Here is a 26,385-nt window from a genome sequence, read left to right as displayed (position 1 = left end):
GGAGCCTGACGGCCCGCGGCCGTCACTGCCGGAAGCGGGATCATTCCAGCAGCTGCGCGGCCACCTGCTGCACCGGCAGGCTCACCATCATCACCGTCGAATCATCCGGATCCAGCCGGGTCCTGAAGCCCAGGCTCTGGCACATCGCGATCATCGTGCTGTTCTCGCGCAGCACCTGGCCTTCCACCAGGTCCAGGCCCAGCCATTTCGCGTACTCGATCATGATCGTCATCAGGCGCCAGCCGATGCCGTGGCCCTTCAGGTCCGAGCGGATCAGGATGCCGTACTCGCCACGATGGTAATCGGCGTCGGCATGCAGGCGCACGGCACCCAGCATGTCACCGCTGCGCGGATCGATCGCCACCAGCGCGATGGAGCGCGCGTAGTCCAGCTGGGTCAGCCGGGCGATGAACTCGTGGCTGAAATGCTTGACCGACTGGAAGAAGCGCAGGCGCAGGTCTTCATCGCTGACGCGCGCGAAGAACGCGCGGAACAGCGCATCGTCTTCCGGTCGCACCGGCCGCACGAAGGCGTGGCTGCCATCGGACAGCTGCAGCGTGCGCTCCCATTCCTTGGGATACGGGAACACCGCGAACCGCGGGTGGCCGCGGCCTTTGTGCAGGATGCGCGAAGGCGCGATCGCGACCCGCGCGTCCAGGGCCAGGATGCCTTCGCGATCGGCCAGCAGCGGATTGATGTCCAGCGTGCGCACTTCCGGGATATCCGCTGCCAGCTGCGCCAGCTTGACCAGCACCAGGGCGACGGCACGCTCGTCGGCGGCCGGGAAATCGCTGTACGGCTTGAGGATGCGCGAGACCCGGGTCCGGCCGATCAGTTCATGTGCCAGCCGCAGGTCGAGCGGTGGCAACGCCAGTGCCTTGTCATTGATCACTTCCACCGCCGTGCCACCACGACCGAACACGATCACCGGGCCGAACGTCGCATCGTCGGCGATGCCGGCGATCAGCTCGCGCGACTTCGGGCGCACGATGGTCGGCTGCACCAGCAGGCCGTCGATGCGCGCATCGGGGCGCAGTTCGCGCGCACGCGCCAGGATGCTGGTCGCCGCCGCCTGCACCGCTGCCAGCGTGGACAGGTTGAGGCGCACGCCGTCCACGTCGGATTTGTGCGGGATGTCCGGCGACAGGATCTTCAACGCCACGCTGGCGCCCTGTTCCAGCAGTGGTTGGGCCAGGTCCATCGCCTCATGCGCATCGCGCGCATGCAGCACCGGCGCCGAAGGAATGCCGTATGCCTTCAGCAACGCATGCGTGGCCAGAGGATCCAGCCAGCGCTGTCCAGCAGCCAGCGCCGCGTCGACGATCGCGCGCGCGGCCACCGCATCGACCACGAAATCCTGCGGCAGGCTGGGCGGCGTCTCCATCAGCGCGCTCTGCGCGTCGCGGTAGCGCACCAGGTGCTGGAAGCCGCGCACGGCTTCTGCTTCGGTGGGATAGGTCGGCACGCGCGCAGCGTTCAGGGTCGCGGTGGCGCGCTCATCGTTGCCCAGCCACACCGCGAACACCGGTTTGTCGCGCTGGTGGCGCGGCCGCAGGCCCAGGGTGCGGGTGAGCGCCTGCGCGGCATCGGCGGAGGAGGTGAAGGCGGTCGGCACGTTGACCACCAGCAGCGCATCGTTCTCATTGTCGGCCAGCAGCGCTTCGATGGCGGCGGCATAGCGGTCTCCATCGGCGTCGACCACGATGTCCACCGGATTGGAGCGTGACCAGCCCTGCGGCAGCACCGCATCGAGCTGCTGCACGGTGCTGTCCGACAGCGTGGCGAGGGTACCGCGCAGCGCCGCCAGCTGGTCCACCGCCAGCCGCCCGACGCCACCGCCGTTGCTGAGGATGGCCAGCCTGCGTCCGGGGAACGAGCCCAGCCGCCCCAGCGTCTCGGCGGCGGTGAACAGTTCGTCCAGCGCGCTCACCCGCAGCAGGCCGGCGCGGTTGAAGGCCGCGCCATAGACATCATCGGCGCGCGCCAGCGCCTGCACGTGGGTATCGTTGCCCGGCATGATGCGTTCGGCACGGCCGGACTTGACCACCATCACCGGCTTGGAGCGCGCGGCGGCACGCGCGGCCGACATGAACTTGCGCGCGTCCTTGATCTGTTCCACGTACAGCAGGATGGCGCGGGTGCGGTAGTCGGTGGCGAAGTAGTCCAGCAGGTCGCCGAAGTCCACGTCCATCGTATCGCCCAGCGACACCACCGCCGAGAAGCCCACCGAGCGCGCCACGCCCCACTCCACCAGCGCGGCGGCGATCGCGCTGGACTCGGAAATCAGCGCCAGGTCACCGGCCTGCGGAACATGCGCGGCGATGCTGGCATTCAAGCGCGCATGCGGTGCGATGACCCCCAGGCAATGCGGCCCGAGGATGCGCAGGCCTTTGGCGCGGGCGCTGGCTTCCACCTGTGCGGCGAGCGAACCGGGCCCTTCGCCCAGGTGCGCGGTGAGGATGATCGCCGCGGCCACGCCCAGCGCGGCGGCATCGGCGATCACCTGCGGCACGATGCTGGCCGGCGCGGTCACCACCACCAGCTCCGGTACCCAATCCAGGTCCTTCAATCGCCTGGTGGTGCGGATGCCGTCGATCTCCGCATGGCGCGGGTTGACCCAGGCGACCTTGCCGGCGAATCCCGCCCCGCGCAGGTTGCGCATCACCGCCCGGCCGGCCGAACGATCGCGCGGACTGCCCCCGATCACGGCGACCGACTGCGGACGGAACACGGACTGCAGGTGGTATGTGCTCATGCCGCTAGTAGAGCAAAAAAGTCATAGCAGCGTACCGTGGAGAATAGTGGCGGCGATGCTGAAGTAGATCACCAGGCCGGTGACATCGACCAGGGTGGCCACGAACGGCGCCGAAGCGCTGGCCGGGTCGAAGCCGAGGCGCTTGAGCGCGAACGGCAGCATCGATCCGGACAGCGAACCGAAGGTGACGATGCCGACCAGCGCGGCGGCCACGGTGAGCGCCAGCAGCAGCCAGTGCTCGCCATAGTCATGCAGGCCGCCCAGCTGCCAGACCACGATGCGGAGCATCGCCAGGCTGCCCAGGATCGTGCCGAGCACGATGCCGGTCGGCACCTCGCGCAGCGCCACCTTCCACCAGTCCCGCAGCCGCAGTTCGCGGAGCGCCAGGCTGCGGATCAGCAGCGAAGTGGCCTGCGAACCGGAGTTGCCACCGGAGCTCATGATCAGCGGAATGAACAGGGTCAGCACCACCGCGCGGGCCAGTTCGTCTTCGTAGTGCTGCATTGCGCTGGCGGTCATCATTTCGCCGAGGAACAGCACGCTCAGCCAGCCGCCGCGCTTGCGCAGCATTTCCACGAAGCCGATCTGCATGTACGGCTTTTCCAGCGCCTCCATGCCGCCGAACTTGTGCGCGTCCTCGGTGGATTCCTCGATCAACGCATCCAGGATGTCATCCACGGTGACGATGCCCAGCATCTGCATGCCGGCATCCACCACCGGGATCGCCAGCAGGTCGTGGCGGCGGATCAGCTGCGCCACTTCCTCCTGGTCCATCGCCACGTCCACCGTCACCGGCGCGTTGACCTGCGCCACGTCCAGGATCGATTCATCGGGCAGGCCGGTGATCAGCCGGCGCATCGTCACCACCTGGCGCAGCTGGCGGCTGGCCGGGTCGAGCACGTAGATGGCATAGACGGTCTCGCGCGTGCGCTCCACTTCGCGGATGTGCTGCAGGGTCTGGCCCACCGTCCAGTTGGCCGGCACGCTGACGAACTCGGTGGTCATCAGTGCGCCGGCGGTATCCGGCGGGTAGCTGAGCAGGGTCTGGATGACCTGGCGCGCCTCGGCGCCGATCAGCGGCACCAGCCGCGCGCGCTCGTCCTGGTCCAGCTCGTGCACGATATCGGTGGCACGGTCGTCGGCCATCAATCCCAGCAGCGCGGCAGCACGCGCCGGCGGCAGCGCGGCCACCAGCTCGCCTGCGCGATGCAGTTCGGGGGCCTCCAGCAGCTTCACCGCGCGCGGCAGCGGCAGCGCGGCGAGCAGCTCGACCGCGCCGGCGAGCGGCAGGGTGTTGAGATATTCCACCGCATCGGCGGTGTTGAAGTTGGCCAGGGGGGCGGCCGTGGTGGCAGCGTCGTTGGCAGGACGCAGCATCTGCTTCTGGTTCATCGTGGTTCGCCTTTCGTCGTTGCAGGTGCAACGCCAACGCAGGCGAACCGTCCCTGTCAGGCGGTGGCCGTCGCTGGCGTCGAACGAGGTCGACTTCTACTGTCGCTGGACATGGGGGTTGGACTCCGGAGGGGTGTAGCCAGCGGGCAGAACGCTGGCGGGGGGCAGGATGGACCCGTGGGCACGATGGGTCAACCCCGCAGCGGCCGCCGGTTTGGCGCGGCTCAGCTGCACCGCCGTGCGCGCGGCAGCGGGCGGCGCATAATGTCGCGCAAGGGCCGGCTGCCACCCGGCGTGCCCTCCCCCCTGCGGCCATGACCTCGACTTCCCATGCATAGCGGCGTGCTCGAACTTGCCCTGGTCCTGCTGCTTGCGGCAGTCATCGCGGTGCCGGTGTTCCGCCGCCTGGGCTTCGGCGCAGTGCTCGGCTATCTCGCCGCGGGCGTGGTGCTGGGTCCGGACGGACTGGGCTTCGTGCAGGATACCGACCGCATTCTGGGCGCGGCCGAGATCGGCGTGGTGATGCTGCTGTTCGTGATCGGGCTGGAGCTGTCGCCGTCGCGCTTGAAGGTGATGCGGCGTTCGGTATTCGGTGCCGGCGCGCTGCAGGTTGCGACCTGCGCGCTGGTGCTGGGCGGCCTGCTGATGCTGGACCATTTCCACTGGAAGAGTGCGCTGGTGGTCGGCGTGGCGCTGGCGCTGTCCTCCACCGCGGTGGGCCTGCAGCTGTTGTCCGAACACAAGGCGCTCAACAGCGATCATGGCCGGTTGGCGTTTGCCATCCTGCTGTTCCAGGACCTGATCGCCATCCCGCTGCTGGCCGCCATTCCGCTGCTGGGCGGTGCGCGCAACCAGACCCTGCACTGGCAGGACGTGGCGGTGGCCATCGGCGCGCTGGCGGTGGTGATCCTGTGTGGCCGGCCGCTGCTGCGCCGCGTGTTCGGCATGGTCGCGCGCACGCGCAGCCCGGAAATGTTCACCGCCACCGCCTTGCTGGTGGTGCTGGGCACCGCCTGGTTCCTGCAGGAAGCCGGCCTGAGCCCGAGCCTGGGCGCGTTCCTGGCCGGCGTGCTGTTGTCCGATTCCGAGTTCCGGCACGAGCTGGAAGCGCAGATCGAACCGTTCAAGGGGCTGTTCCTGGGCCTGTTCTTCATTGCGGTGGGCATGGGGATCGACCTGGACCGCATCGTCGCCGAACCGGGCATGATCGCCGCAGGCGTCGGCGTGCTGCTGCTGGTGAAGTTCGGGCTGCTGTATGTGATTGGACGGCTTGCCCGGCTGGGCGCGCGCCAGGCGCTGATGCTGGGCAGCGTGCTGTGGCTGGGTGGCGAGTTCGCCTTCGTGGTGTTCAACGAAGCCCAGCGCGCGTTGCTGCTGGGCAGCGCCAACCATGACCGGCTGGTGGCCATCGTCGGCCTGTCGATGGGCCTGACCCCGCTGCTGCTGATCGCCCTGCTGCGCCTGATCGGCCGCGAAACCGAGGCCAGGCCAGCGCCACCGCCGGCCGATGAAGTGAACCCGGACCAGCGACCGAAGGTGCTGATCGCCGGGATGGGACGCTTTGGCCAGGTGGTGGCGCGACTGCTGACCGCGCAGAAAGTGCCGTTCGTCGCGCTGGAGGTCAATCCGGATACCGTTGCCGACCTGCGCCGGTTCGGCAACCAGCTGTACTACGGCGATCCGACCCGGCCGGAGATGCTGCGCGCGGCGGGCGGGGCGGAGATCGCGGTGTTCGTGGTGACCATGGATGATCCGGAAACCAACCTGCGCGCGACGCGGATGATCCGGCGCTTGTATCCGGACGCGCGGGTGCTGGCGCGGGCACGCAACCGCCAGCATGCGTGGCGGCTGATGGACATGGGCGCCGAACCGTTCCGCGAGGTGTTCGGCACCAGCCTGGAACTCAGCGAACAGGTGCTGAAGCTGCTGGGGGTGTCCGAAGAAACGGCGCGCCGGCATGTGCAGCGTTTCCGCGAACATGATGAGAAGCTGCTGCGTGACCAGTACCTGGTGTACGACGACGAGGCAGCGGTGATCCAGACCTCGCGCGATGCACGCAATGACCTGATGCATCTGTTCGAAGCCGATGCGGGAAGCGGGAAGGACGCGCCGCAGGACCGGTAGCGCTCGGCGAGCGCAGCGGAAACCAGAGGCGTGACGACCAACGGTCGTCACCCACCAGCACAGAGGCGTGACGACCAGCGGTCGTCACTACCGGCGCTTCATTCGCGCAGGAACCGTGCCATCGAGGACACGCCGGGCACGCGCGGCTGGAATTCGGCGGCCACGTCGATGAAGCCGCGCATCACCGCGATCTCGCGCGGGCTGCGGTTGAGCGTGTCGCGCGCCTCCGGATCGGCGCCGGCGCGCAGCAGGCGCTGCACCAGCAGCGGCAATCCATGCAGCGCCGCCAGGTGCAGCGGGCCGAAGCCGCGCGGATCGCGCACTTCCAGCGAAACATCTTCATCCAGCAGGCGTTCCACGCCGGCCAGCACCACCTGTTCGTCGCAGGCGGTTCCCGGCTCGGCACGCGCGCCCAGCAGCAGCAGCAGCGGGGTTACTTCGCCGGCAGCCGCCTTGTCCGGCTCCGCGCCGGCCAGCAGCAACGTGTCCAGCAGGGCCAGCAGGCGCGAGCGGTCGCGGGCGGAGAATCCGTACAACGCAGCGCAATGCAGCGCCGCCAACTGCTGCGCATCGCTGGCATGCACGTCGGCGCTGGCGGTCAACAGCCGCGCCACGATATCCGGCAGGCCCAGCGCAGAGGCGAGCATCAGCACCGTGACGCCGCCGGGCAGGCGGTGTTCGAGTTGCGCGCCGGCATCCAGCAGCGCCGACACGATGTCCATCTGGCGCATGCTGACCGCTGCCGACAGCGGCGTGGCGCCGCTGGCCGACGCATGTTGCGGATCGGCACTGCGTGCCAGCAGCAGGTCCACCACCGGCAGATGGCCGCCACCGGCGGCGCGCAGCAGTGCCGTGCAGCCCTGCGCGTCGACGCTGTCCACGGCGAAGCCGAGGTCGATCAGCCGGCGTACCGCATCCACGTCCCCGGCGGTGGCCGCAGCGGCCAGGTCGGATTCGCGCAGCGTGCGCCGCGGCAGCGACCAGACGCGCCAGTCCAGCCAGTCCGCCAGATCGCGACGGCCACTGGACAGCGCGACACCCAGCGGCGTCTGGCCATCGGCGGCGCGTGCTTCCGGCGACGCGCCATGGCGCACCAGCAGCTTGAGCGCCGCTTCGCGTCCCAGCGCGGTGGCCAGGTGCAGCGCGGTCATGCCGTGGCTGTCGCGTGCTTCGCGATCCACGCCCAGGCCCAACAGCGACTGCTGCAGGCGCAGCCATCCCAGGCGCACGGCCAGCGCCAGCGGCGGGTCGCCGGCCGGCGATGCAGCGAACGGATCGGCGCCACGCTCCAGCAGCTCCAGCGCCAGCTGTTCCAGCCCGCGACTGGCCTGGTCGTGCTGCGCGCAGGCTGCCAGGAAGCGTGCCAGCCCGCCACCGCCGGCAGGTGATACGCCCTGCTCCAGCATCACCTGCAGCGCCGGCACCGCATCCACGCCACGCGCCAGCAGCGCGAACATCGGCGTATCCGTGCAGGCATCGAGTACCTCGTGCGAGGCGCCCTGCTTCAGCAGCCAGGCAACCGCGCGCGGATCCAGCGCCAGTTCGGGTTCGTGCAGCAGGCTGCCCAGTTCTTCGGCACGGCACAGCCGCGCCATCGATTCCATGCCGTCCAGGTTGCCGAAGCGCAGTGATTCGCGCAGCAGCTCGAGCGGCGGCCGGTCCGGCAACAACGACGTGGCCACTTCGCCGTCTTCGCTGGACGCCAACAAGCCATCACTGACCGCGGCCGGAAGCGCGTAGGACGCATCGAGCATCGCCACGATCGCCCAACGGCCCGCTTCGGCCGCGCTGTCCACCGCGCGCCGTGCCAGCGGGTCGTCGAGGTCGGCGACCAGCCCCAGCTCCAGCAGACGTTTCACCATCAACGGCGGTACGTCGGTGGCCATGGCGGCCAGCAGCAGGGCATTGCGACCATCGGCATCGACGGCGGCAAGGTCGGGCTTGTGCCGCAGCAGGTGTTCAATCACCGCTGCGCGCCCACCGGCGGCCGCTTCCAGCAACGGCGTGCGGCCCAGCGCATCGCGGGCTTCCAGGTTGGCCCCGGCAGCGAGCAGCGCATCCAGGATCGCGGTATGCCCGGCCAGTGCGGCTTCGTGCAGCGCGCTGCGGCGCTGGCGATCGCGCGCATCGGCGCGCGCCTTGTGCTTGAGCAGCAGCTGCACGCCAGCCGGATCATCGTCTTCGGTGGCCGCCGCGGCCAGCAGCACCGGAATGCCTTCCGTCGTTTCGGTACGGGCGCCACGTTCCAGCAGGAAGCGCGCCAGGCGCCAGTTGCCGACCTGGCAGGCGACCGCCAGTGGCGACCAGCCCTCGTTGTTGAGCGCGTCGATTTCGGCGGCCGCATCGCGCAGCAGCGCGGCGACGCCGGGATCGGAACTGCGCGCGGCGTGGTGCAGCGGCGTGTTGCCGTCGGCATCGGTGGCGCGCGAATCCGCGCCGTTGGCCAGCAGGGTCATCACCGCTTCCGGGCGCCCATGCCAGCTGTCACGCGTGGCCGCCAGCAGCGGCGTCATGCCCTTGTGCGGTGCGTTCACATCGACGCCGCGGGCAATCAGTTCGCGCAGCAGGCGCAGGTCCGGCAGCACCGCGGCCAGTACCGGCAGGTTGCGCTGGTCGCGCCACTGCGGGTCCGGCGCGGCATGCGGATCAGCACCGGCCTGCAGCAGCTGCAGCGCGCGGTCGATGCGGCCATGGCGTGCCGCTTCATAAAGCGCCGGCGACAGCGCGTCGGCGGGCATGGCTTCCAATGCGACCGGTGCGGTATCGGCGTCCGGCTGCTCGTGTGCCTGCCAGGCACTGCGCAGCTCCTGCATGCCGTGGGACGGTGCGGAGGGTGCGGTACCCGCCGGTACCACCCGCTGCAGCAGCAGGTGCAGCAGGGGCGACAGCAGCACCGTGACCACCACCGCAGGCCAGCGCAGTGCCGGCGGCAGCAGTTCCGGCCACGCCGGCATCACCACCAGCGTACACAGCGCGAGAACCAGCGCCGCCACCGCCAGGCCACGCCAGGCGCCCAGTTCGCGGCCGGCCAGGCCCGTGGCATGGCGCTGCAGTCCACCGGCCAGGCGTTCCACGTCACTCCACAGCGGCCACGTGCGCCACACCGCCAGCAGGCCGACGCCCAGCAATACCGCCAGTCCCAGCGCGGCGGCCAGGCTGCCGCTTTCGCGCAGTGCCGCCAACGGCCAGGCCATCAGCAAGGCAAGCACCGCCGGCCCGGCCAGCCACAGCACCAGCAGCGCGGGCAGTTCTTCGCGGATCACCTGCGGCAGCGCACGCGGTACCCGGCTGCGGCGCAGCCAGGACACGCCCAGCGCGAAGGCCGGCTGCGCAAGCGCGGCCAGCAGTACGCCGGGCAGGCCGCCCACGGCCGATGCCGCGGCCAGCACTGCACCCAGCACCAGCGCGGCAGGAACCAGTCGGGGATGCGGGTCAGTCATTGTGACGCGGCATCATGCTGGTGATGCTCGGCGGCACCTGCAGGTAGAACCCGCGGCTGGCCAGTTCGCTGCGCACGAGCGCGACATCCGCGCGTGCCAGGCGACGGCCTTCGACCAGTTCCACTTCCAGCACCAGGGTCAGCCGGCCCAGCGATGCGGCCAATGGCCCGGGCAGCACGCCGAAGCCATCCCGCTCGGCGAGATAGACGTAGGTATCGTCTTTGCGTTGGCTCTTGTAGACGTAGGCTTGCATGCTTTCAGGTTTACCCCTCAAGACATGATTGTGTCGGAAACCCGTCACCGGCGGAAGGCGTCAGGTCAGGCATGGACCCGCTGCGCACCGTTTCCCGACACGGGATTCATCAATGTCGTGACGCGGTTCAGTCTTGGGTCGCCGGATGGCGGGCGAATACCAGCGAGGTGTTGATGCCGCCGAAGGCGAAATTGTTGCTCATCACGTGGTCGACCTGCAGCGTGCGGCCTTGCCCCCGCACGTGGTCCAGCGGGGCACAGCGCGGATCCACCACGTCCAGGTTCAAGGTGGGGGCAAACCAGCCCGCGCGCATCATCTCGATGCTCAGCCAGGCTTCGAACGCACCACAGGCGCCCAGCATGTGGCCGACGTAGCCTTTCAGCGAACTGATCGGCACCCCGGCGCCGAACACTGCGGCCGTGGCCTGGCTTTCGGCGATGTCGCCGTGGTCGGTGGCCGTGCCATGGGCGTTGATGTAGCCGATCTGCGACGGCGCGAGGCCGGCGTCGTCCAGCGCCAACTGCATGGCACGCGCCATGGTCGGGCTGCTGGGCTGGGTCACGTGCTGGCCGTCGCTGTTGCTGCCATAACCGCGGACTTCGGCCAGGATCGGCGCGCCGCGCTCCAGCGCATGCTGGCGCTCTTCCAGCACCAGGGTGCAGGCACCTTCGCCCAGCACCAGCCCGTCGCGGCCCGCATCGAACGGGCGTGGCGTGGCCTGCGGCGCCTCATTGCGCACGCTGGTGGCGTACAGGGTGTCGAACACCGCGGCCGCGGTGGCGTCCAGCTGCTCGGCGCCGCCGGCCAGCATCACCGTCTGGCGGCCGGCGCGGATCGTCTCGTAGGCTTCGCCGATGCCCTGGCTACCCGACGTGCACGCGCTGGACGTGGTGTGGATGCGCCCGCTCAGGCCGAAGAACACCCCTATGTTCACCGGTGCGGTGTGGCTCATCATCTTCAAATAGGTGGTGGCGGTGATGCCGGCGGTGGTGAAGCTGTTGAGCATGCGGCCGAACTCGCTGATCGCCTCGTGGCTGCCAGCCGAGGACCCGTAGGAGACGCCGGTACGCCCGCCGTGCAGCACCGGATGGTCGAGCAGGCCGGCCTGCTGCAGCGCCAGTTCGCTGGCGCGCACGGCCATCAGCGCCACGCGCCCCATCGAACGGGTGGTCTTGCGGTTGTAGTGCTCGGGCAGCTCGAACGCCTCGGCCGGCGCGGCCAGCCGTGTGTTCAGGCCTGCATAGACATCCCACTCCGGCATCGCGCGCACGGCATTGCGCAGCGAACGCAGGCGCGCGTGGATGCTCGGCCAGTCCTGGCCCAGCGGACTGATCGCCGCTGCGCCGGTGACCACCACGCGGCGTCCTTCGCGCTGCATCAGGCCAGGCCTCCGTTGACCGAGATCACCTGGCGGGTGATGTAGCCGGCATCGGCCGACAGCAGGAACGCCACCGCCGCGGCCACATCGTCCGGCGTGCCGACCCGGCCCGCAGGAACCAGCTTGAGCGCGTGCTCGACCACCTCGGCGTCCAGCATCTCGGTATCGACCAGCCCGGGTGCCACGCAGTTGACGGTGATCCGGCGACTGGCCAGCTCCAGCGCCAGCGCCTTGGTGGCACCGATGATGCCGGCCTTGGCGGCGCTGTAGTTGACCTGGCCACGGTTGCCGATCAGACCGGAAACGGACGCCAGGGTGACGATGCGCCCCGGCTGGCGGCGCCGCACCATCGGCATCACCAGCGGGTGCAGCACGTTGTAGAACCCATCCAGGTTGGTGTGCAGCACCTGGTCCCAGTCTGCTTCGCTGAGTGCGGGGAAGGCCCCGTCGCGGGCGATGCCGGCATTGCACACCACGCCGTAGTACGCGCCATGGGCGGCCACGTCGGCTTCCAGCGCGGTGCGCGCGGCGGCGCGGTCACTGATGTCGAAGGCCAGCACGCGGGCCTGCCGGCCCATCGCGGCGATCTCCGCGACCACGGCCTGGGCTTCGTCGATGCGACTGCGGCAGTGCACTGCCACGTCGAAGCCATCGCGGGCGGCGCGCAGGGCGATCGCACGGCCGATGCCGCGGCTTGCGCCGGTCACCAGCACGGCAAGGTTGGCGGTCATGCGTTTCCCCTCTCCAGGTAAGCCTGCGCATCGGCCGGTTCGTATACCGACACGTTGGCGTCCACCCATGTTTCGCTGCCCGCAGTGATGCGGCAGGCGAACAGGCCGAGCCCATTGTCGCCCATCAGTTCGCGCCGCGCGTGTACCACCAGCGCGGTACCGGCAGGGAACAGCGGAACCTGGCTGCTGTAGCGGCGGCTGCCGAGCAGGAAACCGATCTGCGGCGGGCGCCCGTCACGCCGCGCGCGGCAGCCCGCCCACGCCGCGATGGCCTGTGCCATGTATTCGATGCCGATCCACGCCGGTACGCCGGCCGCCTCGTTGAACAGGCCCGCAGCCGGCACCACCAGCGCTACGTCGATGCTGTCCTCGTCCCAGCGCAGCACCTGGTCCAGCAGCAGCGCGCTGCCACGGTGCGGCACCACGTCTTCGATCGGGTAGAGCGTCATGCGCCGGGCATCCGCTGCAGGGCCAGCACGGCATTGCTGCCGCCAAAGGCGAACGAACTGCTGAGGACGCGCTGCAGGGGGCCGGCCGCCACCGCGCCCGGCGCCACCAGCGCCAGCGCGGGCAGCTCCGGATCGGGCTGGCCATCCCACCAGTGCGGCGGCAGGCGGCCGGACGGATTGTCGGCCAGCGCGATCCAGCACAGCGCCGCTTCGATCGCACCGGACGCGCCCAGCGCGTGGCCGGTCAGCGGCTTGGTGGAACTGGCCGCGACCTGCCCGCCGAGCACTGCCTGCACCGCACGCGATTCCATCGCATCGTTGTGCCGGGTGGCCGTGCCGTGCAGGTTGATGTAGTCCACGTCCGTCGGTGCCCAGCCGGCGCGGTCCAACGCCTCGCGCATCGCCGCAATGGCGCCTGCACCACTCGGTTCGGGGGCGGACATGTGGTGAGCGTCCGAACTTTCACCCCAGCCGGCGAGCTGTACCGGACCCGGTTCGCGGGTCAGCAGGAACAGCGCCGACCCTTCGCCGATGTTGATGCCCGCACGCGTTGCCGAGAGCGGCAGGCAGCGGGTGTCGGAGATCGAATCCAGTGCGTTGAAACCGGCCACGGTGAAGCGGCACAGCGAATCGGCCCCGCCGGCGATCACCGCATCGACGATGCCGGCACGCAGCAGGCGCGCTGCCGATGCCAGCGCCTTGGCCCCGGACGAACACGCAGTGGACAGCGTCCACGCCGGCCCCGTTGCACCGCTGCGGTGGCGTACGAACGCCGCCGCGCTGCCCATTTCCTGCTGGGCATAGGCGAAGCTTTCCGGCCAGTGCCCGGTTGCGTGCCACGCACGCAGGGCCGGCTCGGTTTCGCCGATGCCGGAGGTGCTGGTGCCGATCACCACCGCGACCCGCCCGGCACCGTAACGCTCAACGGCGGCCTGCACGGCGGGCGCGATCTGCGCCAGCGCGAGGTCCAGCAAGGCGTTGTTGCGGCCCCGCAGCGCGGTGGGCAGCGCGGACAGGTCCGGCAGCGCGGCCTGCACGCGGCCCAGCGCCAGGGTGCGTCCGGGCAGCACGTCGTCACAGTCGGTCAGGCCGCCGGGGTGGTCGGCGAACAGGCCGGCGGCGACCTGCGCGCGTCCGGCGCCGAGCGCGCAGACGACACCCATGTCGTTGAGGAAAATCGGCGCGTTCATGGCGCTGGGTCGCCGGTCGGCACTGAGCGGATGGTCAGCGAATAGCCTTCAACGCGGTTGTCCAGCTGCAGGCTGCCATCGTCGTTGCGCTGCAGCCGCAAGGCTTCGACGCCGCCACGCTGCAGCCGGCGCACGCGGCCATCATCGACCACCTGCCAGCCGTCGGTCAGCACCGCGGCAATCGCCGCGGTCGGCCACAGCGCGAACTGCAGGTCGTCCAGCACGCGGTCGGCACGTACCTGCTTCGGCAGCCACGCAGCGCGCTGTTCCTGCAGCTCCTGGCCGTCCCACTGCACGCGGAAGCCGGTCTGGCCCATTGCCTGCACCAGCAGCTGCACCTGCCCGGCATCGGCTTCCAGCAGGGCGTCCAGGTCGCGTTCGGCGCGACCGAAACGGAAGTGCAGCTGCTGCTGCAGGGCGAGCGTGCCCTGCAGGCTGGCCGGCGACAGGCGCAGCGGCGGCAGCGCACTTTCGGTACGCACCGGCCGGCCGGCACAGGCGGCGAGCAGCAGGGTGAGCAGGATCGCAGGCAGCAGGCGGCTCATGTCACGGGGTTCCTGTGGTGGGAGGGGGCGCGGGGCGGAACAGCGGCGACAGCAGCCACACCAGCCCGATGCCGAGCAGCAGGGTCATGCCGAAGGCCCGCAGCGCCGGCGTAGCGGACAGCCCGAGCAGGCCGAACGAGAGCCAGGTACTGGCCGCACCCACGCACACCGCCACCCACGCGCTGGGATCGCCGCGGTGTTCCAGCAGGAAGATGCCGTAGTCGATGCCCATGCCCAGCAGCAGCATCAATGCCAGCACGTTGAACAGCTGCAACGGGTGGCCAAGCAGGGCCAGCACGGCAAGCGTCAGGCCCCCGGCGAGCAGGGTCGGCACGATCACCCGCCAGGCATCGCGGCGGTAGCGCCACCACAATGCGGCGAACACCAGCGCCACGCCGGCCAGCAGCATGCCGCTCATCAGCTTGCGGTAATGCCCCAGCAGGCGCGAAAAATCCGCGGTGCGGTCGACCCAGCGCACGCCGGGCAGGCCGGCGCCGGCCTGGTCGAGGTCGGCCAGTGCACTCGGCTGCGAGAGGTCATCGACCAGCACCACGCTGGCCACGCCCCCGCCAAGCGCACCTATCCACAGCGGCCGGAACGGCGCCGAGGCCGGCGAAGCAAGGAAGGCCTGCAGGTCGATCGGGGTGCGGGCGAACGTGGGTCGCTGCAGCGCCTCGCCACTGACCGCGCCGACCGCCTGCAGCACCGCTGACTCCGCCTGCGCGGCCAGCCGGGCGTCGGCGTCCTGCTGCAACGGAGACGGCAACCAGTCACTCAGTGCGCGGTGGCTGCCGATGCGGCCCTGCCCTTCCAGCGCGCGAAGCCGCGCGGTCAAGGCTTCTTCGCGCTGCAGCAGCTGGCCGGCATCGGCGCCCTGCACCAGGAAGAACTGCGCCGGGCTGGGCATGCCGAGCAGGCGCGAGATGCGGATCTGCTGTTCCATCAGCGCCGGTGGCGAAGACTGCAGGCTGCGCAGGTCATCGTCCACGTGCAGGAACAGCATGCCACCGGCGCAGAACAGCAGCAGCGCGGTGATCACGCCACCCAGCGACCGGCCGCACAGCCGGGGCCAGCGCTGCAGCGTGTTGCCCAGCCAGTGCGAGAAGCGGGTCTGGCGTACCGTTCCACCATCCAGCCACGGGAACCACAGGATCACCGTGACGAACGCGGCCGCCAGCCCGACCACCGAAAACAGCGCCATCTGCCGCAGGCCGGGGAACGGGGTGATGGCCAGCGCCAGATAGGCCAAGGCGCTGGTCAGCAGGGCCAGCCACAACCCGGGCAGCAGGTAGCGCAGCAGGGACCAGCGACTCTGACGCGGCGCCGCCTGGCGCGAGGCGAACCAGTGGATGCCATAGTCTTCGGCCACGCCGACCAGGGAGGCACCGAACACCAGCGTCAGCAGGTGCACCTTGCCGAACACCAGCACGGTCGCGGCCAGCGCCACCCCGCAGCCGACCAGCAGCGACATCGCCACCAGCAGGATCGGGCGCAGCGAACGGAACGCCAGCCACACCAGCAGCAGCACCGCGGCCAGCGAGCCCCAGCCGATCGTGTTGATCTCGCGGTTGGCCTGCACCGCCGCGGCTTCGGCATGCAGGGGCACGCCTGCGTGCAGGATCTCCAGTCCGGGCGTGGCGGCGCTCGCGGCCTGCCCCGCGCGTTCCAGCAGCGCACCGATATGCGGTTCGCCGTCCAGCTGGAACGCCGAATCGCGGGTGCCCAGGCGCAGCACCGCCCACTGCTTTCCTTCCGCCTGCAGCAGGCCGTCTTCACCCAGTCGCAGGCCGGCCGCCTTTGCCTGCTGCTGCCACCATGCCGGCCACAGTCCCAGCGGATCCTGCAGCCAGGCGGTCAGCCGCGGCCCACCCATGGGCCCGTACAACTGGGCCAATGCCTGTTGCGCCAGCGCATCCGGCGCGGCGTGCTGCAGGGTGTCGCGCTGCGCGGGGGTCAACAGGCGGTCACGGTACGGCGCGTAGAACGTGCGCGCCTCATCGAACCAGCCGTCGAGCGCACCGGCCGGCTGCAGCAGCGCGGCGTCGGCATCGCCGGCCAGCGCAGCGGCGAAGGCCGCCTGCGCGCGCAGCGTGGCGGCCGCGTCGGTACTGCCCAGCAGCACCACCACGTCGCGCGAGTTCGCATCGGCGATGCGCCGGGTTACGTCGGACAGCAGGCGGTCCTGTGCATCCTGTGGCAGCAGCGCAAGGATATCGGTGTCGATCGGCGCATGCTGCCGCCACTGCAGGGCCTGCTGCACGCCCAGCGCCAGCAGCACCAGCAGCCAGGCAAGGGCAAGCCAGCGCCAGCCGCGATGGGGGGTGTCGGCCACCGGTCCGCGATCAGTCAAGGCGTGCCGCCTCGTCCGCTGCCAGCGTGGCCGGCGCCTCGGTGAGGGCGCTGAAGGTCAGCCGGGTACGGTCCTTGCTGGCCTCGACGATGTCGACCTGGCGGACGTAACGGTCACCCCGCAGCTGCAACGAACTGAAGGCCTTGGCCAACATCGGCGACTTCGGTGTCAGCGACAGCGTCCAGCCCTTCGCATCGCGTTGCGCCTCCACCGTGAACTGGCTGGACAGGGCCTGCACGTCGCCGCTCATCAGCGCGAACAGGATCGCGTTGACCGAACGCATCGCCGGCTGTTCGCGTGCATCCAGCTCTACCCGGGTACTGCCATCGGGCTGCCGGCTGAGGATGCGCTCGGCGGTGATCACCATCTCCGAAGGGAACGGCTTCAGCGTGGTCCAGATCACCCCGCGCTCGCGCGCCACCACGAAGCGGCCCTGCGAACGCAGCGGGTTTCGGAAGCCGGCGACCTGCTTTTCCTGGCTGAACTCGCCGCGCAGCACCGCCGGCCGTGCGACATCGCGGGCGATCGCCTGCACTGCGTCGTCGGCAGCGCCGGCGACGAACGAAACGACAAGCAGGCTGGACAGCGCCAGCAGGCGCAGGCAGTGACGCAATTTCATGGCGCGGGAACTCCGAGTTTCTGCCACAGGATCGGCGGGCACAGGTACTGCATTTCACCGCTGGCGGCAGCGACGGCGACCTGCACGGTGTGCGCGCGGGTCAGCCGTTCGCCGCTGCCGGCGTCGAAGATTTCGTAGGTGATCTTCAAACGGTTTTCCCATTCGACGATGCGTGCCCGCACCCGCAGCTGCTGCTGGAAGCGCAGGGGGCGCACGTACTTGACCCGCGCATCCACCACCGGCCACAGGTAGCCCGATTCCTGCATCTGCGGATAGTCGTAGTCGTATCGTTGCAGCAGCGCGCAGCGTGCGATCTCGAAATACTTGAAGTAGTTTCCATGCCAGACCACCTGCATCGGGTCGCAGTCGTGGAAGGCGGGCGCCAGGGTGATCTCTTCGACCAGCTCATGCATCGCGGTACAGCTCCCACTGACGGCTGCGGATGTCCTGCAGCAGCTGGCGCAGCTCGCCATCCAGCGCGCGGTCTTCTTCGATCAGCGCGATGCGCTGGCCGAGGTCATCGTGCATCGCGGCCAGCTCCCCCTGCAGCTGCGCCTGCAGGCCCACCCGCTGGCGCAGGGCCACCGCCTGGCGTGCGGCGATCAGCATGCCGGCGACCACCTGTTCGGCAAGCTCGATCACCCGCAGGCAGTCGCGCGCGGCGATGGTGCCCATGCTGACCTTGTCCTGGTTGTGGCATTCGGTGGAACGCGAGAATACCGACGCCGGCAGCGTGTTCTTGAGCGCTTCGGCGGTCCACGCCGAGACGCTGATCTGCAGCGCCTTCAGGCCATGGTTGATGGCGGCGCGCGGACCGGTCGCGGCGGACAGGTTGGCCGGCAGGCCGTGGCTGTACCGCGCATCCACCAGCAGCGCCAGCTGGCGGTCCAGCAGGTCGGCCAGGTTGGCCACGGTGTTCTTCAGCGTGTCCATCGCCAGCGCGATATGCCCGCCGTAGAAGTGCCCGCCGTGCAGCACGCGTTCTTCGTCCGGATCGATCAGCGGGTTGTCGTTGGCGCTGTTGAGCTCGGTCTCGATCAACTGGCGCAGGAACGGCAGGGTGTCTTCCAGCACGCCGATGACATGCGGTGCGCAGCGCAGCGAGTAACGGTCCTGCAGGCGCTGTTCGTTGCGCGGTGGGCGATCGCTGTGCAGGTCGGCACGCAGTCGCGCGGCGATGCGCGCCTGGCCCGGGTGCGGCTTGGCGGCGAACAGGGTTTCGTCGAAATGGTGCGCGTTGCCATCGCTGGCCAGCACGTTGAAGGCGGTCAGGCGCGTGGCCAGGCGGCACAGGTAGTCCGCGCGGTGCCAGGCCAGGCAGGCCAGTCCGGTCATCACCGCGGTGCCGTTCATCAGCGCCAGGCCTTCCTTGGGTCGCAGCCGCAGCGGCTGCAGGCCGATCCGCGGCAGCACCTCGGCGGCGGACTGCACGCTGCCTTCGAACAGCACCTCGCGCTCACCGCACAGCACGGCCGCCACGTACGACAACGGGGTCAGGTCGCCGCTGGCACCGACCGAACCCTCGGCCGGGATGCGCGGCAGTACGTCATGCTGCAGCAGGGCGGCGAGGCCTTCGAGCAGGGCCACGCTGGTGCCGGACATGCCCTGCGACAGCGACGCCAACCGCGCCGCCAGCACCGCGCGCGTTTCCTGTGCATCGAGGAAACGACCCAGCCCACAGCCATGGTAGGTGTACAGATGGTGCGGCAGTTCGGCCACCAGCGACGGCGGGATCACCGTGGTGCAGGAGTCGCCGTAACCGGTGGTCACCCCGTAGACCACGCCGTCCTCGCGCAGCAGGCGGTCGAGGAAATCCGCGCCGCGCTGGATCCGGGCGCGGAACCCGGGTGCGTCGTCGAGCACGGCCTGCGCGCGACGGTCCGCCAGCGCAACGACGTCTTCGATGGTCAGCGGGCCGGCACCGAAGCGACAGGAGGGAAGCGGTTCAATCGGCATCGGCGGCCTGGTCCCAGAACGGAAAGAAGTTGAACCAGTCCAGCGGCGATTCGATCACCTGCTGTTCCAGCCATGCGGCATACCGCTGCGCGCAGTCCTGCAGCGCGGCGTCGCGGGATCCGCGCGGCAGCACGATGCGTTCGTCGAACAGATCGAAGCGGATCCGATAACCATCGTCCTGGTGCAGGCAGGACAGCGTATACACCGGGCAGCCGAGCGCGGCGGCGAGCACGTAGCCGCCCACCGGGAACGGCGCGCGATGGCCGAGGAAGTCGGCGTGCACCACGCGTTCGCTGTGTACCGGCACGCGGTCACCGACGATCGCCACGAAGCCGCCCGCGGCGACCCGCTGGCCAAGGGTCATCGCCATCGCCGGGCCGACGTCGGTCACCTGCACCAGTTCCACCGATGCCAGCGGATCCAGCCGCGCCAGCAGGCTGTTGAAGCGCTGCGCGTGCTTGGTGTGGACCAGCACGGTGAGATGCAGGCCGGGGACTTTTTCGGCCAGCACCTGGCACAGCTCCAGGCAGCCGACGTGGGCGGTCAGGAACACCCCGCCCTGCGCGCGACCAATGCGCTGCAGGGCGGGGTTGTCGTGCAGCCGCAGGCGCTGCGCCGGATAACGCCGCCCCAGTGCCAGCAGTTTGTCCAGCATGGTGTCGCCGAACAGCGCGAAGTGGCGCAGGCTGTCCAGCCAGTTCGGCGCGCGGCCCAGCACCCCGCTGTGCGCCTGCAACCGCTGCAGGTACTGCAGCGAGGCGCGGCGTGCCAGGCCGTTGGCCAGCCAGTGGCAGGCCACCGCCGGCCAGGCGCACAGCCGGTACGGCCAACGCCCGAACCAGCGGTGGATCCAGCACAGCGCAAGCACGCCGCGTACCGACGTGCGCTCGCCGATGTCGGCCCAGTGCGGTGCGGCAGGACCGGGACGCGCCGCCATCAGGGCTGTCCCCGCAGGCGTCGCCGCAGCAGTTGCGGAGCGCGCCGCAGCATCCCCCCGAACAGCCGCGCGTGCATGCCGCTGATGCGCAGGTTGTCGCGCCACACATCGAAGTGCGACACGCCATCCTTCGGATAGGTAACCGGCGTGGCCAGGTGATGCACCGGTACCTCGCGCCAGTACAGCCGCACCAGGATCTCAGTGTCGAAATCCATGCGCCGGCCGATCGTTTCCTCGGCCATCACCTGCAGCACCGGCGCCAGCGGATACACCCGGAAGCCGCACATCGAATCACGCAGGTGCAGCGACAGGGTGTTGATCCAGACCCACACATGGGTGCCATAACGGCCGTAAAGGCGGATCTTCGGCACCGTTTCGTCATAGGCCGGGATGCCGCAGATCACCGCGTCCGGGTGGCTCTGCGACAGCGCGGCGAAACGGCCCAGCTCAGTGGTGTCGTGCTGGCCATCGGCATCGATCTGCAGGACATGGGTGGCGCCCAGCCGTGCCGCCTCGCTGAATCCGGCCAGCATCGCGCCGCCCTTGCCCTGGTTGTGTGGCAGCCGCAGCAGGCCGACGTGCGGCTGCCGTGCAAGCCCGCCCAGCACGGCGGCACAGTCCGCATGCGAACCGTCGTCGACCAGCAGGCACGGCAGTCCCGCAGCGCGGATACCGGCCACCACGTCAGCGATGGCGTGCTCATGGTCGTACACCGGTACCACGACCAGCAGGGCGTACTCGGCGGCGGGAACCAGGGAATCAATCGGCATCGGCGAACAGTACTTTGCCACTGGCGTGAATGCCGTGATCGGAGCTGAACCGGAATCCGAGCACGCACCGGACCGGGTCCCAGTCCAGGTGCAGCTGCAGCACGTCGTGCGGGCGCGCAACCTGCTGAAACTTCAACGCATCCATGCGCAGGAACCGGGGCGGCAGGTCGAAGGCTTCGCGCGCCAGCTGGATCGCCCAGTCCACCTGGGCCACGCCCGGCAGCACGGCGACGCCGGGGAAGTGCCCTTCGAACGCCATCAGTTCCGGCACCAGCAGCAACGCTAGCCGCGCCGTGGTGGCGTCGCGTGCCAGCCACTGCGGCGTTGGAAGCGCTTTCTGGAACAGCGCCTGCAGCAGCGCCTGGGTCGGCTTGCCCTGCGCATTGACCGGCGTCGCGGCAACCAGCCGCCAGCGCCGCGGCCGGGTCACGGCGTCATGGCCTTCGGCCAACCGCGCGGTGAGGCGGCCGATGAAGGCGCGTCGCTCGGCATCGCCGGCCTGTGCCAGCGTGCGGTCGTGCGGCACGATCACCGCGGCCAGCTGCGCGCGCGCGCCGGGCAGCACCAGCACCTGCGCTTCGGCCACGCCCGCGTCGCGGCACAGGGCCTGTTCCAGCGCACCCAGCGATACCCGGCGCTCTTCGATCTTGACGATGCGGTCGGCGCGCCCGAGCAGGCGGAAACCGCCGTCAGCACTGGCTTCGGCACGGTCTTCGCTGCGCCACCAGCCGTCCTGCGCCAGGTGCGCCGATGCCACCGCCAACTGACCGTCATCGATGCGCCACTGCACGCCGGGCAACGGCTGCCACGCGGGGGCTTCACCCTCGCAACGGCGCCAGGCGATACCGCCGGTTTCGCTGCTGCCGAACACTTCGATCGGCGCGATGCCCAGCACCGCACGCACCTCCGTGGCAGCCTGTGCCGGCAGCGGTCCGCCGGAGGAAAACACCGCGCGCAGCTGGCCGCGCGCGCCGGCCCAGTCCAGCTGCGGTGGCAGTCGTTTCAGGTGCGCCGGGGTGGCCACCAGCACGCTGGGTGCGGCGGCCAGCGCGGCGACCAGGTCTTCATGGAAGAAACGCCGCCGCTCGATCGCCCGGCCCGCGGCCAGCGGCCACAGCACGCGGAACAGCAGCCCGTAGATGTGCTGGTGGGAGACGGTGCCGTGCACGTGGGCACCGGCCAGCAGCGCGCCGAACGCCTGCTGCAGCGCCTCGACTTCGGCGCCGAGCTGTTCCAGGCGCTTTTCGATCGCCGCAGGTTCGCCGGTACTGCCGGAGGTGAACACCACCAGCCGGCAGGCCTGTGGATCCAGCACGACGCCGACCGGCGGCACGTCTGTGGGCGCCGCCGCGTGCAGCGGCTGCCAGCACGCATCGACATCGCCGGCGAAACCATCCACGTGCGGTCGCAGCGCCTGCAACGTCCCGGGCAGGTCATCGCCCGGCAGGTGGACCCGCTTGCCGGCCGACCAGGCGCCCAGCAGCGCGGCGGCGAAAGCCAGGCTGTCAGTGAAGTACAGCGCCCAGTCGCGCCCTTCGGCGGCCGCGAACGCCACCTGCCAGCCGCGCGCCCGGGCCAGCAGCCCGGCGTGGTCCAGCACCGCGCCGTCGAGCGCGCCCACCGTGCGGCCAGGCCGTGCGGACTGCAGCAGAAGGTGCAGCGGAATCCACTCAGACATGGCCGTGGGCCGCCTTCACCCGTCGCCGCACGGTCCATTCGGCGGCATGCAGCAGGCCCATCAACAGATAGGCCAGCAAGCCGTTGTACAGCGCCCAGGTGGCATCGGACGCCCACAGGGCCGTGGCCAGCGCCAGTGCGCCGTTCACCACGAAGAAGCCACACCAGACCTGCGTCACGCGGCGCGTGTAAGCGATGGCGAACGGCGGCAACTGGGGATCCTGCAAGCGTGCGAAGCGCTCGGCCACGGTCGGGGGATGGCGCAGGCTGACCAGGAAGAACACCAGCAGCACCGCGTTGACCAGCGCCGGGTACAGCTTCAGCGGCAGCGCCTCATTGCCCAGCAGCGCCACCACCGCCAACAGCCCGGTGCCGGCGGCCGACCAGATCCACAGCCGTTCGCGGGTGCCCAGTGCGCGCAGCAGCGCCACCGCGAACAACAGCAACGACAGCCAGCGCGGTTCGAACCGGCCCATCGCCAGGTACATCAGCGGCGGATAGGCCAGCGACAGCAGCACGAAAGCGACCCTGCGCGGATGGGACACGATGGCGGTCCGGCGCGCGTGGTCAGGCAGCAGCCGGGTCGGGCAACAGGCCATGCACGACATCGACCACGTCCTGCACGGTGCGCACGGTCTTGAAGGCATCCGGCTGCAGGTTGCGGCCCAGCAGTGGCTTCAACTGCACGATCAGGTCGACGGCGTCGATGCTGTCGATATCCAGGTCGGCATGCAGGCGTGCACCGGGCACGATCAGCGCCGGATCGATCTCGAAGCTGCTGGTCAGCAGCCGCGCGATATGCGCGAACAGGTCGGTCTTGGTCATGGCGGCACCCGCACTCACGCGCGGTGGCTGGCGACGAAGGCCGCCAGGGCCTGCACGCTGCCGAAATGACGGCGGGTTTCTTCCGAATCGGCGGACAGGCTCACGCCGTACTGCTTCTGCAGGGCCAGGCCCAGCTCCAGTGCATCGATGGAATCCAGGCCGAGGCCTTCGCCGAACAGCGGCGCGGCCGCATCGATATCGGCGGCGGAGACGTCTTCCAGCGACAACGCCGAAATGATCAGCTCCTTGATCTCGTGCTCAAGTTCCTGCACGGGGCAGCTCTCCACAGGGTTGGAAGTAATGGGTGAGGTAATCGGTGACGCGCCGCGCGGCCAGGGCTTCCCCTCCTGCCACTGCGTCTTCGTCGAGAAACGTATCGATCGGAATGTCCTCACCGACCTCCAGCGAAACGTGGAAGCGTCGCGGGGGCACACGATACCATTTCCGTCCCTTTTCCAGCGTTGGCGGGTTGCAGCGTATCCGTACCGGGGTCATGTCCAGCCGGCCGCGCACGGCGATGTTGGCCGCGCCGCGGCGCAGTTTCAGCGGCTGGCCGGGCTCGCTGCGGGTACCTTCGGGGAAGATCACCAGGCAGCTCCCGCCGCGCACCGCGGCAATGCCGGCGTCGACCAGCGCCGGCCCGTCGTCATTGACGATGTAGCCGGCGGCACCGACCGTGCCGCGCATGAACGGATTGCGGGCCACCGCGCGCTTGACCACGCAGTCCGCATTCGGCAGCAGCGCGACCAGCAGCACCACGTCGATCAGGGTGGGATGGTTGGCCAGCACCAGCAGGCCTTCACGCTGCAGCCGTGGCGCGCCACTGACCGACACCGTGAGCACGCCGAGGCCGCGCATGATCGCCACCTGCAGGGCGAATCCGTGTTGGACGCCGCGCCGCGCGAGGCGACGGCGACGCGCGGGATCGCGCACCAGGACCAGCAGCAAGGGCCCCACGACCACACCGGCGATCAACCCGCCCAGCCCGAACGCCGCGAAGCTGACGCCGGTGGCCAGCACCCGCCAGGCCCGGTCCAGGCCGCGAGCAAGGGCCTCAGCCGCCACGCGCCCAGGTCCAGCGCTGGCCGTCGATCACCCGTTCGCAGCGCGGCTGCGCGGACAACAGGAAACGCTGCAGGTCCAACGCATGCGGCAGCAAACCGGGCGGATCATCGGGCGCATCGGTGGCCTGCCAGTGCAGCTGCAGGCGCACGCCAGCGGCATCGGGGCGCCTGACGCGCCAACACCAGGCATGGAACGGTGCCGGCTCATCGATGAATTCCGCATACAGTGCCGGCAACGGCGGGTCGTAGACCACGATGCGGACTTCCTCGGCGCCATCGGCCAGCAGTCCGGCCGCTTCCAGGCAGGCCGCTTCGGCGGTGGCCTTGCCCGCCGCCAGTGCCAGGTTGTTGCCACGGTGGCCGCGGGTGATGGAGTACAGCGCGCCGATCGCATTGTGTACCGACAGGCCGAAGGTGGTCGGTGACAACGCTTCTTCGGCCACCAGCGCGGCCAGCAGTTCCATCGAACGCGCGACATCGCCGTGGCGGCTGGCGAACACCAGCGGCACGCGGCTGTCCGCGCCCTCGCCGGCTTCGCACCAGCAGGCGGCCTGGATCGCCATGCGACCCAGCCGTTCTATCCGGCGACGCTGCATCGCCGGTACCTCCGGCAGCCCGGGGGTGTCCTCGCCTTCGGGCAGCCACGGTGCCTGCGCCCAGTCCTGCCAGGCGCTGCGGGTGGCCAGCCCGGGCGCCCAGGCGGCCCAGTCGACAACGGAAAACTCGATCATTGCGGGAGAACAGGCTGCGGTTGCGCGGAGCGCCGCACGCTAGCACGGCCGGGGCGAAGAGCGTGACGACCAACGGTCGTCACCCACCGAGGCTAACGGTCGTCACCCACCACAGCCAACGGTCGTCACCCACCGCAGCCAACGTTGGTCACCCAGCGCGGCCGACGGTCGTCACCAGCCGGGCCTAGTGGTAGCCCGCGCCGGCTTCCACCTTGCCGCGGAACACCCGGTACGACCATGCCGTGTAGCCCAGGATCACCGGCAGCAGCACCACCAGGCCGACCAGGCTGAAGCCCAGCGAAGACGCCGGTGCCGCTGCATCCCACAGGGTCATGCTCGGTGGCAGCAGGTAGGGCCACATGCCCAGCACCAGCCCGGCGAACCCGAGCACGAACAGCGCCAGGGTCAGCAGGAACGGCGGCAGGTCGCGCTTGGGATGCACGGCACTGCGCCACAGCGCACCGGCCACCGCCAGGGTCAGGATCGGCACCGGCGACAGCCACCAGAAATTGCCATCGGCGAACCAGCGCTGCATCAGGTGCGACTGCAGGAACGGCAGCCAACTGCTGACCAGCCCCATCGCCACGATCACCGCCGCCACCAGCGGCCGGGTCAGCTGCCGCGCCAGCACCTGCACCGGGCCGGTGGTCTTGAGGATCAGCCAGGTGCTGCCCAGCAATGCATAGCCGGCCACCAGCGAGGCGCCGGTCAGCATCGCGAACGGGCTGAACCAGCCGAACGCGCCGCCCTGGTAGACCCCGTCGACGATCGGCAGGCCCTGCACCAGCGCCCCCAGGATCACCCCCTGGGCGAAGCTGGCCAGCAGCGAACCCAGCCCGAACGCCACGCTCCACAGCCGCTTGGAGCGGTGCGCCTTGAAGCGGAACTCGAACGCCACGCCGCGGAACACCAGCGCCATCACCAGCAGCAGCACCGGCAGGTACAGCGCCGAAAGCAGCGCCGAATAGGCCTTCGGGAAGGCCGCCAGCAGGCCCGCACCGCCGAGCACCAGCCAGGTCTCGTTGCCGTCCCAGATCGGCGCGGCGGTGTTCATCATCTGGTCCAGTTCTTCTTCGCTGTGCGCGAAGGGCGCCAGGATGCCGATGCCCAGCACGAAGCCGTCCAGCACCACGTACATCAGCACCCCGAAGCCGATCACCGCGAACCATGCCACCGGCAGCCAGGTCATCAGGTCCATG

The 26,385-nt window shown here is 69.8% G+C and carries 23 protein-coding genes; 1 reads left to right on the top strand and 22 read right to left on the bottom strand.

Translation table 11 applies throughout. The annotated features are described in order from the left end of the window. Nucleotides 1-40: 40 nt before the first annotated feature. Nucleotides 41-2,755, bottom strand: a complete 2,715-nt coding sequence (locus tag ABB28_RS02735) for a bifunctional acetate--CoA ligase family protein/GNAT family N-acetyltransferase (protein WP_057507147.1) — start codon at nucleotides 2,753-2,755, stop codon at nucleotides 41-43. Nucleotides 2,756-2,776: 21 nt separating this feature from the next. Then, complete coding sequence (gene mgtE, locus ABB28_RS02730; protein WP_057507146.1) at nucleotides 2,777-4,147, bottom strand: magnesium transporter; 1,371 nt, start codon at nucleotides 4,145-4,147, stop codon at nucleotides 2,777-2,779. Between the two features lie 330 nt (nucleotides 4,148-4,477). On the opposite strand from mgtE, the gene ABB28_RS02725 reads away from it, so the two are divergent. Continuing rightward, nucleotides 4,478-6,271 (top strand): monovalent cation:proton antiporter-2 (CPA2) family protein, encoded by a 1,794-nt coding sequence (locus ABB28_RS02725; RefSeq protein WP_057507145.1) that lies wholly within the window; start codon nucleotides 4,478-4,480, stop codon nucleotides 6,269-6,271. Between the two features lie 98 nt (nucleotides 6,272-6,369). On the opposite strand, the gene ABB28_RS02720 is transcribed toward ABB28_RS02725, so the two are convergent. The 20 genes from ABB28_RS02720 to cydB all read right to left on the bottom strand — a co-directional run bounded on the left by ABB28_RS02720 (nucleotide 6,370) and on the right by cydB (nucleotide 26,384). After that, nucleotides 6,370-9,711, bottom strand: a complete 3,342-nt coding sequence (locus tag ABB28_RS02720) for an ankyrin repeat domain-containing protein (protein WP_057507144.1) — start codon at nucleotides 9,709-9,711, stop codon at nucleotides 6,370-6,372. Continuing rightward, nucleotides 9,704-9,964: a YcgL domain-containing protein gene (locus ABB28_RS02715; RefSeq protein ID WP_057507143.1), complete on the bottom strand. Its 261-nt coding sequence runs from the start codon at nucleotides 9,962-9,964 to the stop codon at nucleotides 9,704-9,706. The genes ABB28_RS02720 and ABB28_RS02715 overlap by 8 nt, the downstream gene beginning before the upstream one ends. A gap of 127 nt (nucleotides 9,965-10,091) precedes the next feature. After that, a complete protein-coding gene (locus tag ABB28_RS02710; protein WP_057507142.1) occupies nucleotides 10,092-11,342 on the bottom strand; it encodes a beta-ketoacyl-ACP synthase in 1,251 nt (416 codons plus the stop codon). Further along, complete coding sequence (locus ABB28_RS02705; protein WP_057507141.1) at nucleotides 11,342-12,073, bottom strand: 3-ketoacyl-ACP reductase FabG2; 732 nt, start codon at nucleotides 12,071-12,073, stop codon at nucleotides 11,342-11,344. Before ABB28_RS02705 ends, ABB28_RS02710 begins: the two co-directional genes overlap by 1 nt. Then, nucleotides 12,070-12,522: a hotdog family protein gene (locus tag ABB28_RS02700; RefSeq protein ID WP_057507140.1), complete on the bottom strand. Its 453-nt coding sequence runs from the start codon at nucleotides 12,520-12,522 to the stop codon at nucleotides 12,070-12,072. Before ABB28_RS02700 ends, ABB28_RS02705 begins: the two co-directional genes overlap by 4 nt. After that, complete coding sequence (locus ABB28_RS02695) at nucleotides 12,519-13,712, bottom strand: beta-ketoacyl-[acyl-carrier-protein] synthase family protein (protein WP_057507139.1); 1,194 nt, start codon at nucleotides 13,710-13,712, stop codon at nucleotides 12,519-12,521. The genes ABB28_RS02700 and ABB28_RS02695 overlap by 4 nt, the downstream gene beginning before the upstream one ends. Then, nucleotides 13,709-14,257, bottom strand: a complete 549-nt coding sequence (locus tag ABB28_RS02690) for a DUF3261 domain-containing protein (protein ID WP_057507138.1) — start codon at nucleotides 14,255-14,257, stop codon at nucleotides 13,709-13,711. The genes ABB28_RS02695 and ABB28_RS02690 overlap by 4 nt, the downstream gene beginning before the upstream one ends. 1 nt (nucleotide 14,258) lies before the next feature. Continuing rightward, on the bottom strand, nucleotides 14,259-16,607 hold the full coding sequence (locus ABB28_RS02685; protein ID WP_057507137.1) for an MMPL family transporter: 2,349 nt from the start codon (nucleotides 16,605-16,607) through the stop codon (nucleotides 14,259-14,261). Continuing rightward, nucleotides 16,600-17,226: an outer membrane lipoprotein carrier protein LolA gene (locus ABB28_RS02680; RefSeq protein ID WP_057507136.1), complete on the bottom strand. Its 627-nt coding sequence runs from the start codon at nucleotides 17,224-17,226 to the stop codon at nucleotides 16,600-16,602. Before ABB28_RS02680 ends, ABB28_RS02685 begins: the two co-directional genes overlap by 8 nt. After that, nucleotides 17,223-17,639 carry an acyl-CoA thioesterase gene (locus ABB28_RS02675; RefSeq protein WP_057507135.1) on the bottom strand — a complete coding sequence of 139 codons (417 nt, stop codon included), beginning with the start codon at nucleotides 17,637-17,639 and terminating at the stop codon, nucleotides 17,223-17,225. The genes ABB28_RS02680 and ABB28_RS02675 overlap by 4 nt, the downstream gene beginning before the upstream one ends. After that, nucleotides 17,632-19,182, bottom strand: coding sequence for an HAL/PAL/TAL family ammonia-lyase (locus ABB28_RS02670; protein ID WP_057507134.1), 1,551 nt, complete (start codon nucleotides 19,180-19,182; stop codon nucleotides 17,632-17,634). Before ABB28_RS02670 ends, ABB28_RS02675 begins: the two co-directional genes overlap by 8 nt. Then, entirely contained in the window at nucleotides 19,172-20,119 is a 948-nt protein-coding gene (locus ABB28_RS02665; RefSeq protein ID WP_057507133.1) for a lysophospholipid acyltransferase family protein, read from the bottom strand. Before ABB28_RS02665 ends, ABB28_RS02670 begins: the two co-directional genes overlap by 11 nt. Beyond that, complete coding sequence (locus ABB28_RS02660) at nucleotides 20,119-20,889, bottom strand: glycosyltransferase family 2 protein (RefSeq protein WP_057507132.1); 771 nt, start codon at nucleotides 20,887-20,889, stop codon at nucleotides 20,119-20,121. Before ABB28_RS02660 ends, ABB28_RS02665 begins: the two co-directional genes overlap by 1 nt. Then, nucleotides 20,879-22,567, bottom strand: a complete 1,689-nt coding sequence (locus ABB28_RS02655; RefSeq protein ID WP_057507131.1) for an ApeI family dehydratase — start codon at nucleotides 22,565-22,567, stop codon at nucleotides 20,879-20,881. The genes ABB28_RS02660 and ABB28_RS02655 overlap by 11 nt, the downstream gene beginning before the upstream one ends. After that, nucleotides 22,560-23,111, bottom strand: a complete 552-nt coding sequence (locus tag ABB28_RS02650) for a COG4648 family protein (RefSeq protein ID WP_245625250.1) — start codon at nucleotides 23,109-23,111, stop codon at nucleotides 22,560-22,562. The genes ABB28_RS02655 and ABB28_RS02650 overlap by 8 nt, the downstream gene beginning before the upstream one ends. A 22-nt stretch (nucleotides 23,112-23,133) precedes the next feature. Continuing rightward, on the bottom strand, nucleotides 23,134-23,391 hold the full coding sequence (locus ABB28_RS02645; protein WP_057507167.1) for an acyl carrier protein: 258 nt from the start codon (nucleotides 23,389-23,391) through the stop codon (nucleotides 23,134-23,136). 14 nt (nucleotides 23,392-23,405) lie between these two features. Beyond that, entirely contained in the window at nucleotides 23,406-23,663 is a 258-nt protein-coding gene (locus tag ABB28_RS02640) for a phosphopantetheine-binding protein (protein WP_057507129.1), read from the bottom strand. Continuing rightward, nucleotides 23,650-24,456, bottom strand: a complete 807-nt coding sequence (locus ABB28_RS02635) for a lysophospholipid acyltransferase family protein (protein ID WP_057507128.1) — start codon at nucleotides 24,454-24,456, stop codon at nucleotides 23,650-23,652. Before ABB28_RS02635 ends, ABB28_RS02640 begins: the two co-directional genes overlap by 14 nt. Next, nucleotides 24,446-25,186, bottom strand: a complete 741-nt coding sequence (locus ABB28_RS02630) for a beta-ketoacyl synthase chain length factor (protein ID WP_057507127.1) — start codon at nucleotides 25,184-25,186, stop codon at nucleotides 24,446-24,448. The genes ABB28_RS02635 and ABB28_RS02630 overlap by 11 nt, the downstream gene beginning before the upstream one ends. Nucleotides 25,187-25,370: 184 nt before the next feature. Next, on the bottom strand, nucleotides 25,371-26,384 hold the full coding sequence (gene cydB / locus ABB28_RS02625) for a cytochrome d ubiquinol oxidase subunit II (RefSeq protein ID WP_057507126.1): 1,014 nt from the start codon (nucleotides 26,382-26,384) through the stop codon (nucleotides 25,371-25,373). Between the last annotated feature and the right edge of the window lies 1 nt (nucleotide 26,385).

The sequence above is a fragment of the Stenotrophomonas chelatiphaga genome (assembly GCF_001431535.1).
In the GTDB taxonomy this organism is placed as follows: Bacteria; Pseudomonadota; Gammaproteobacteria; order Xanthomonadales; family Xanthomonadaceae; genus Stenotrophomonas; species Stenotrophomonas chelatiphaga.
The sequence above is the reverse complement of the archived record's forward strand: the minus strand, read 5'-3'. Positions and strand labels throughout refer to the sequence as shown.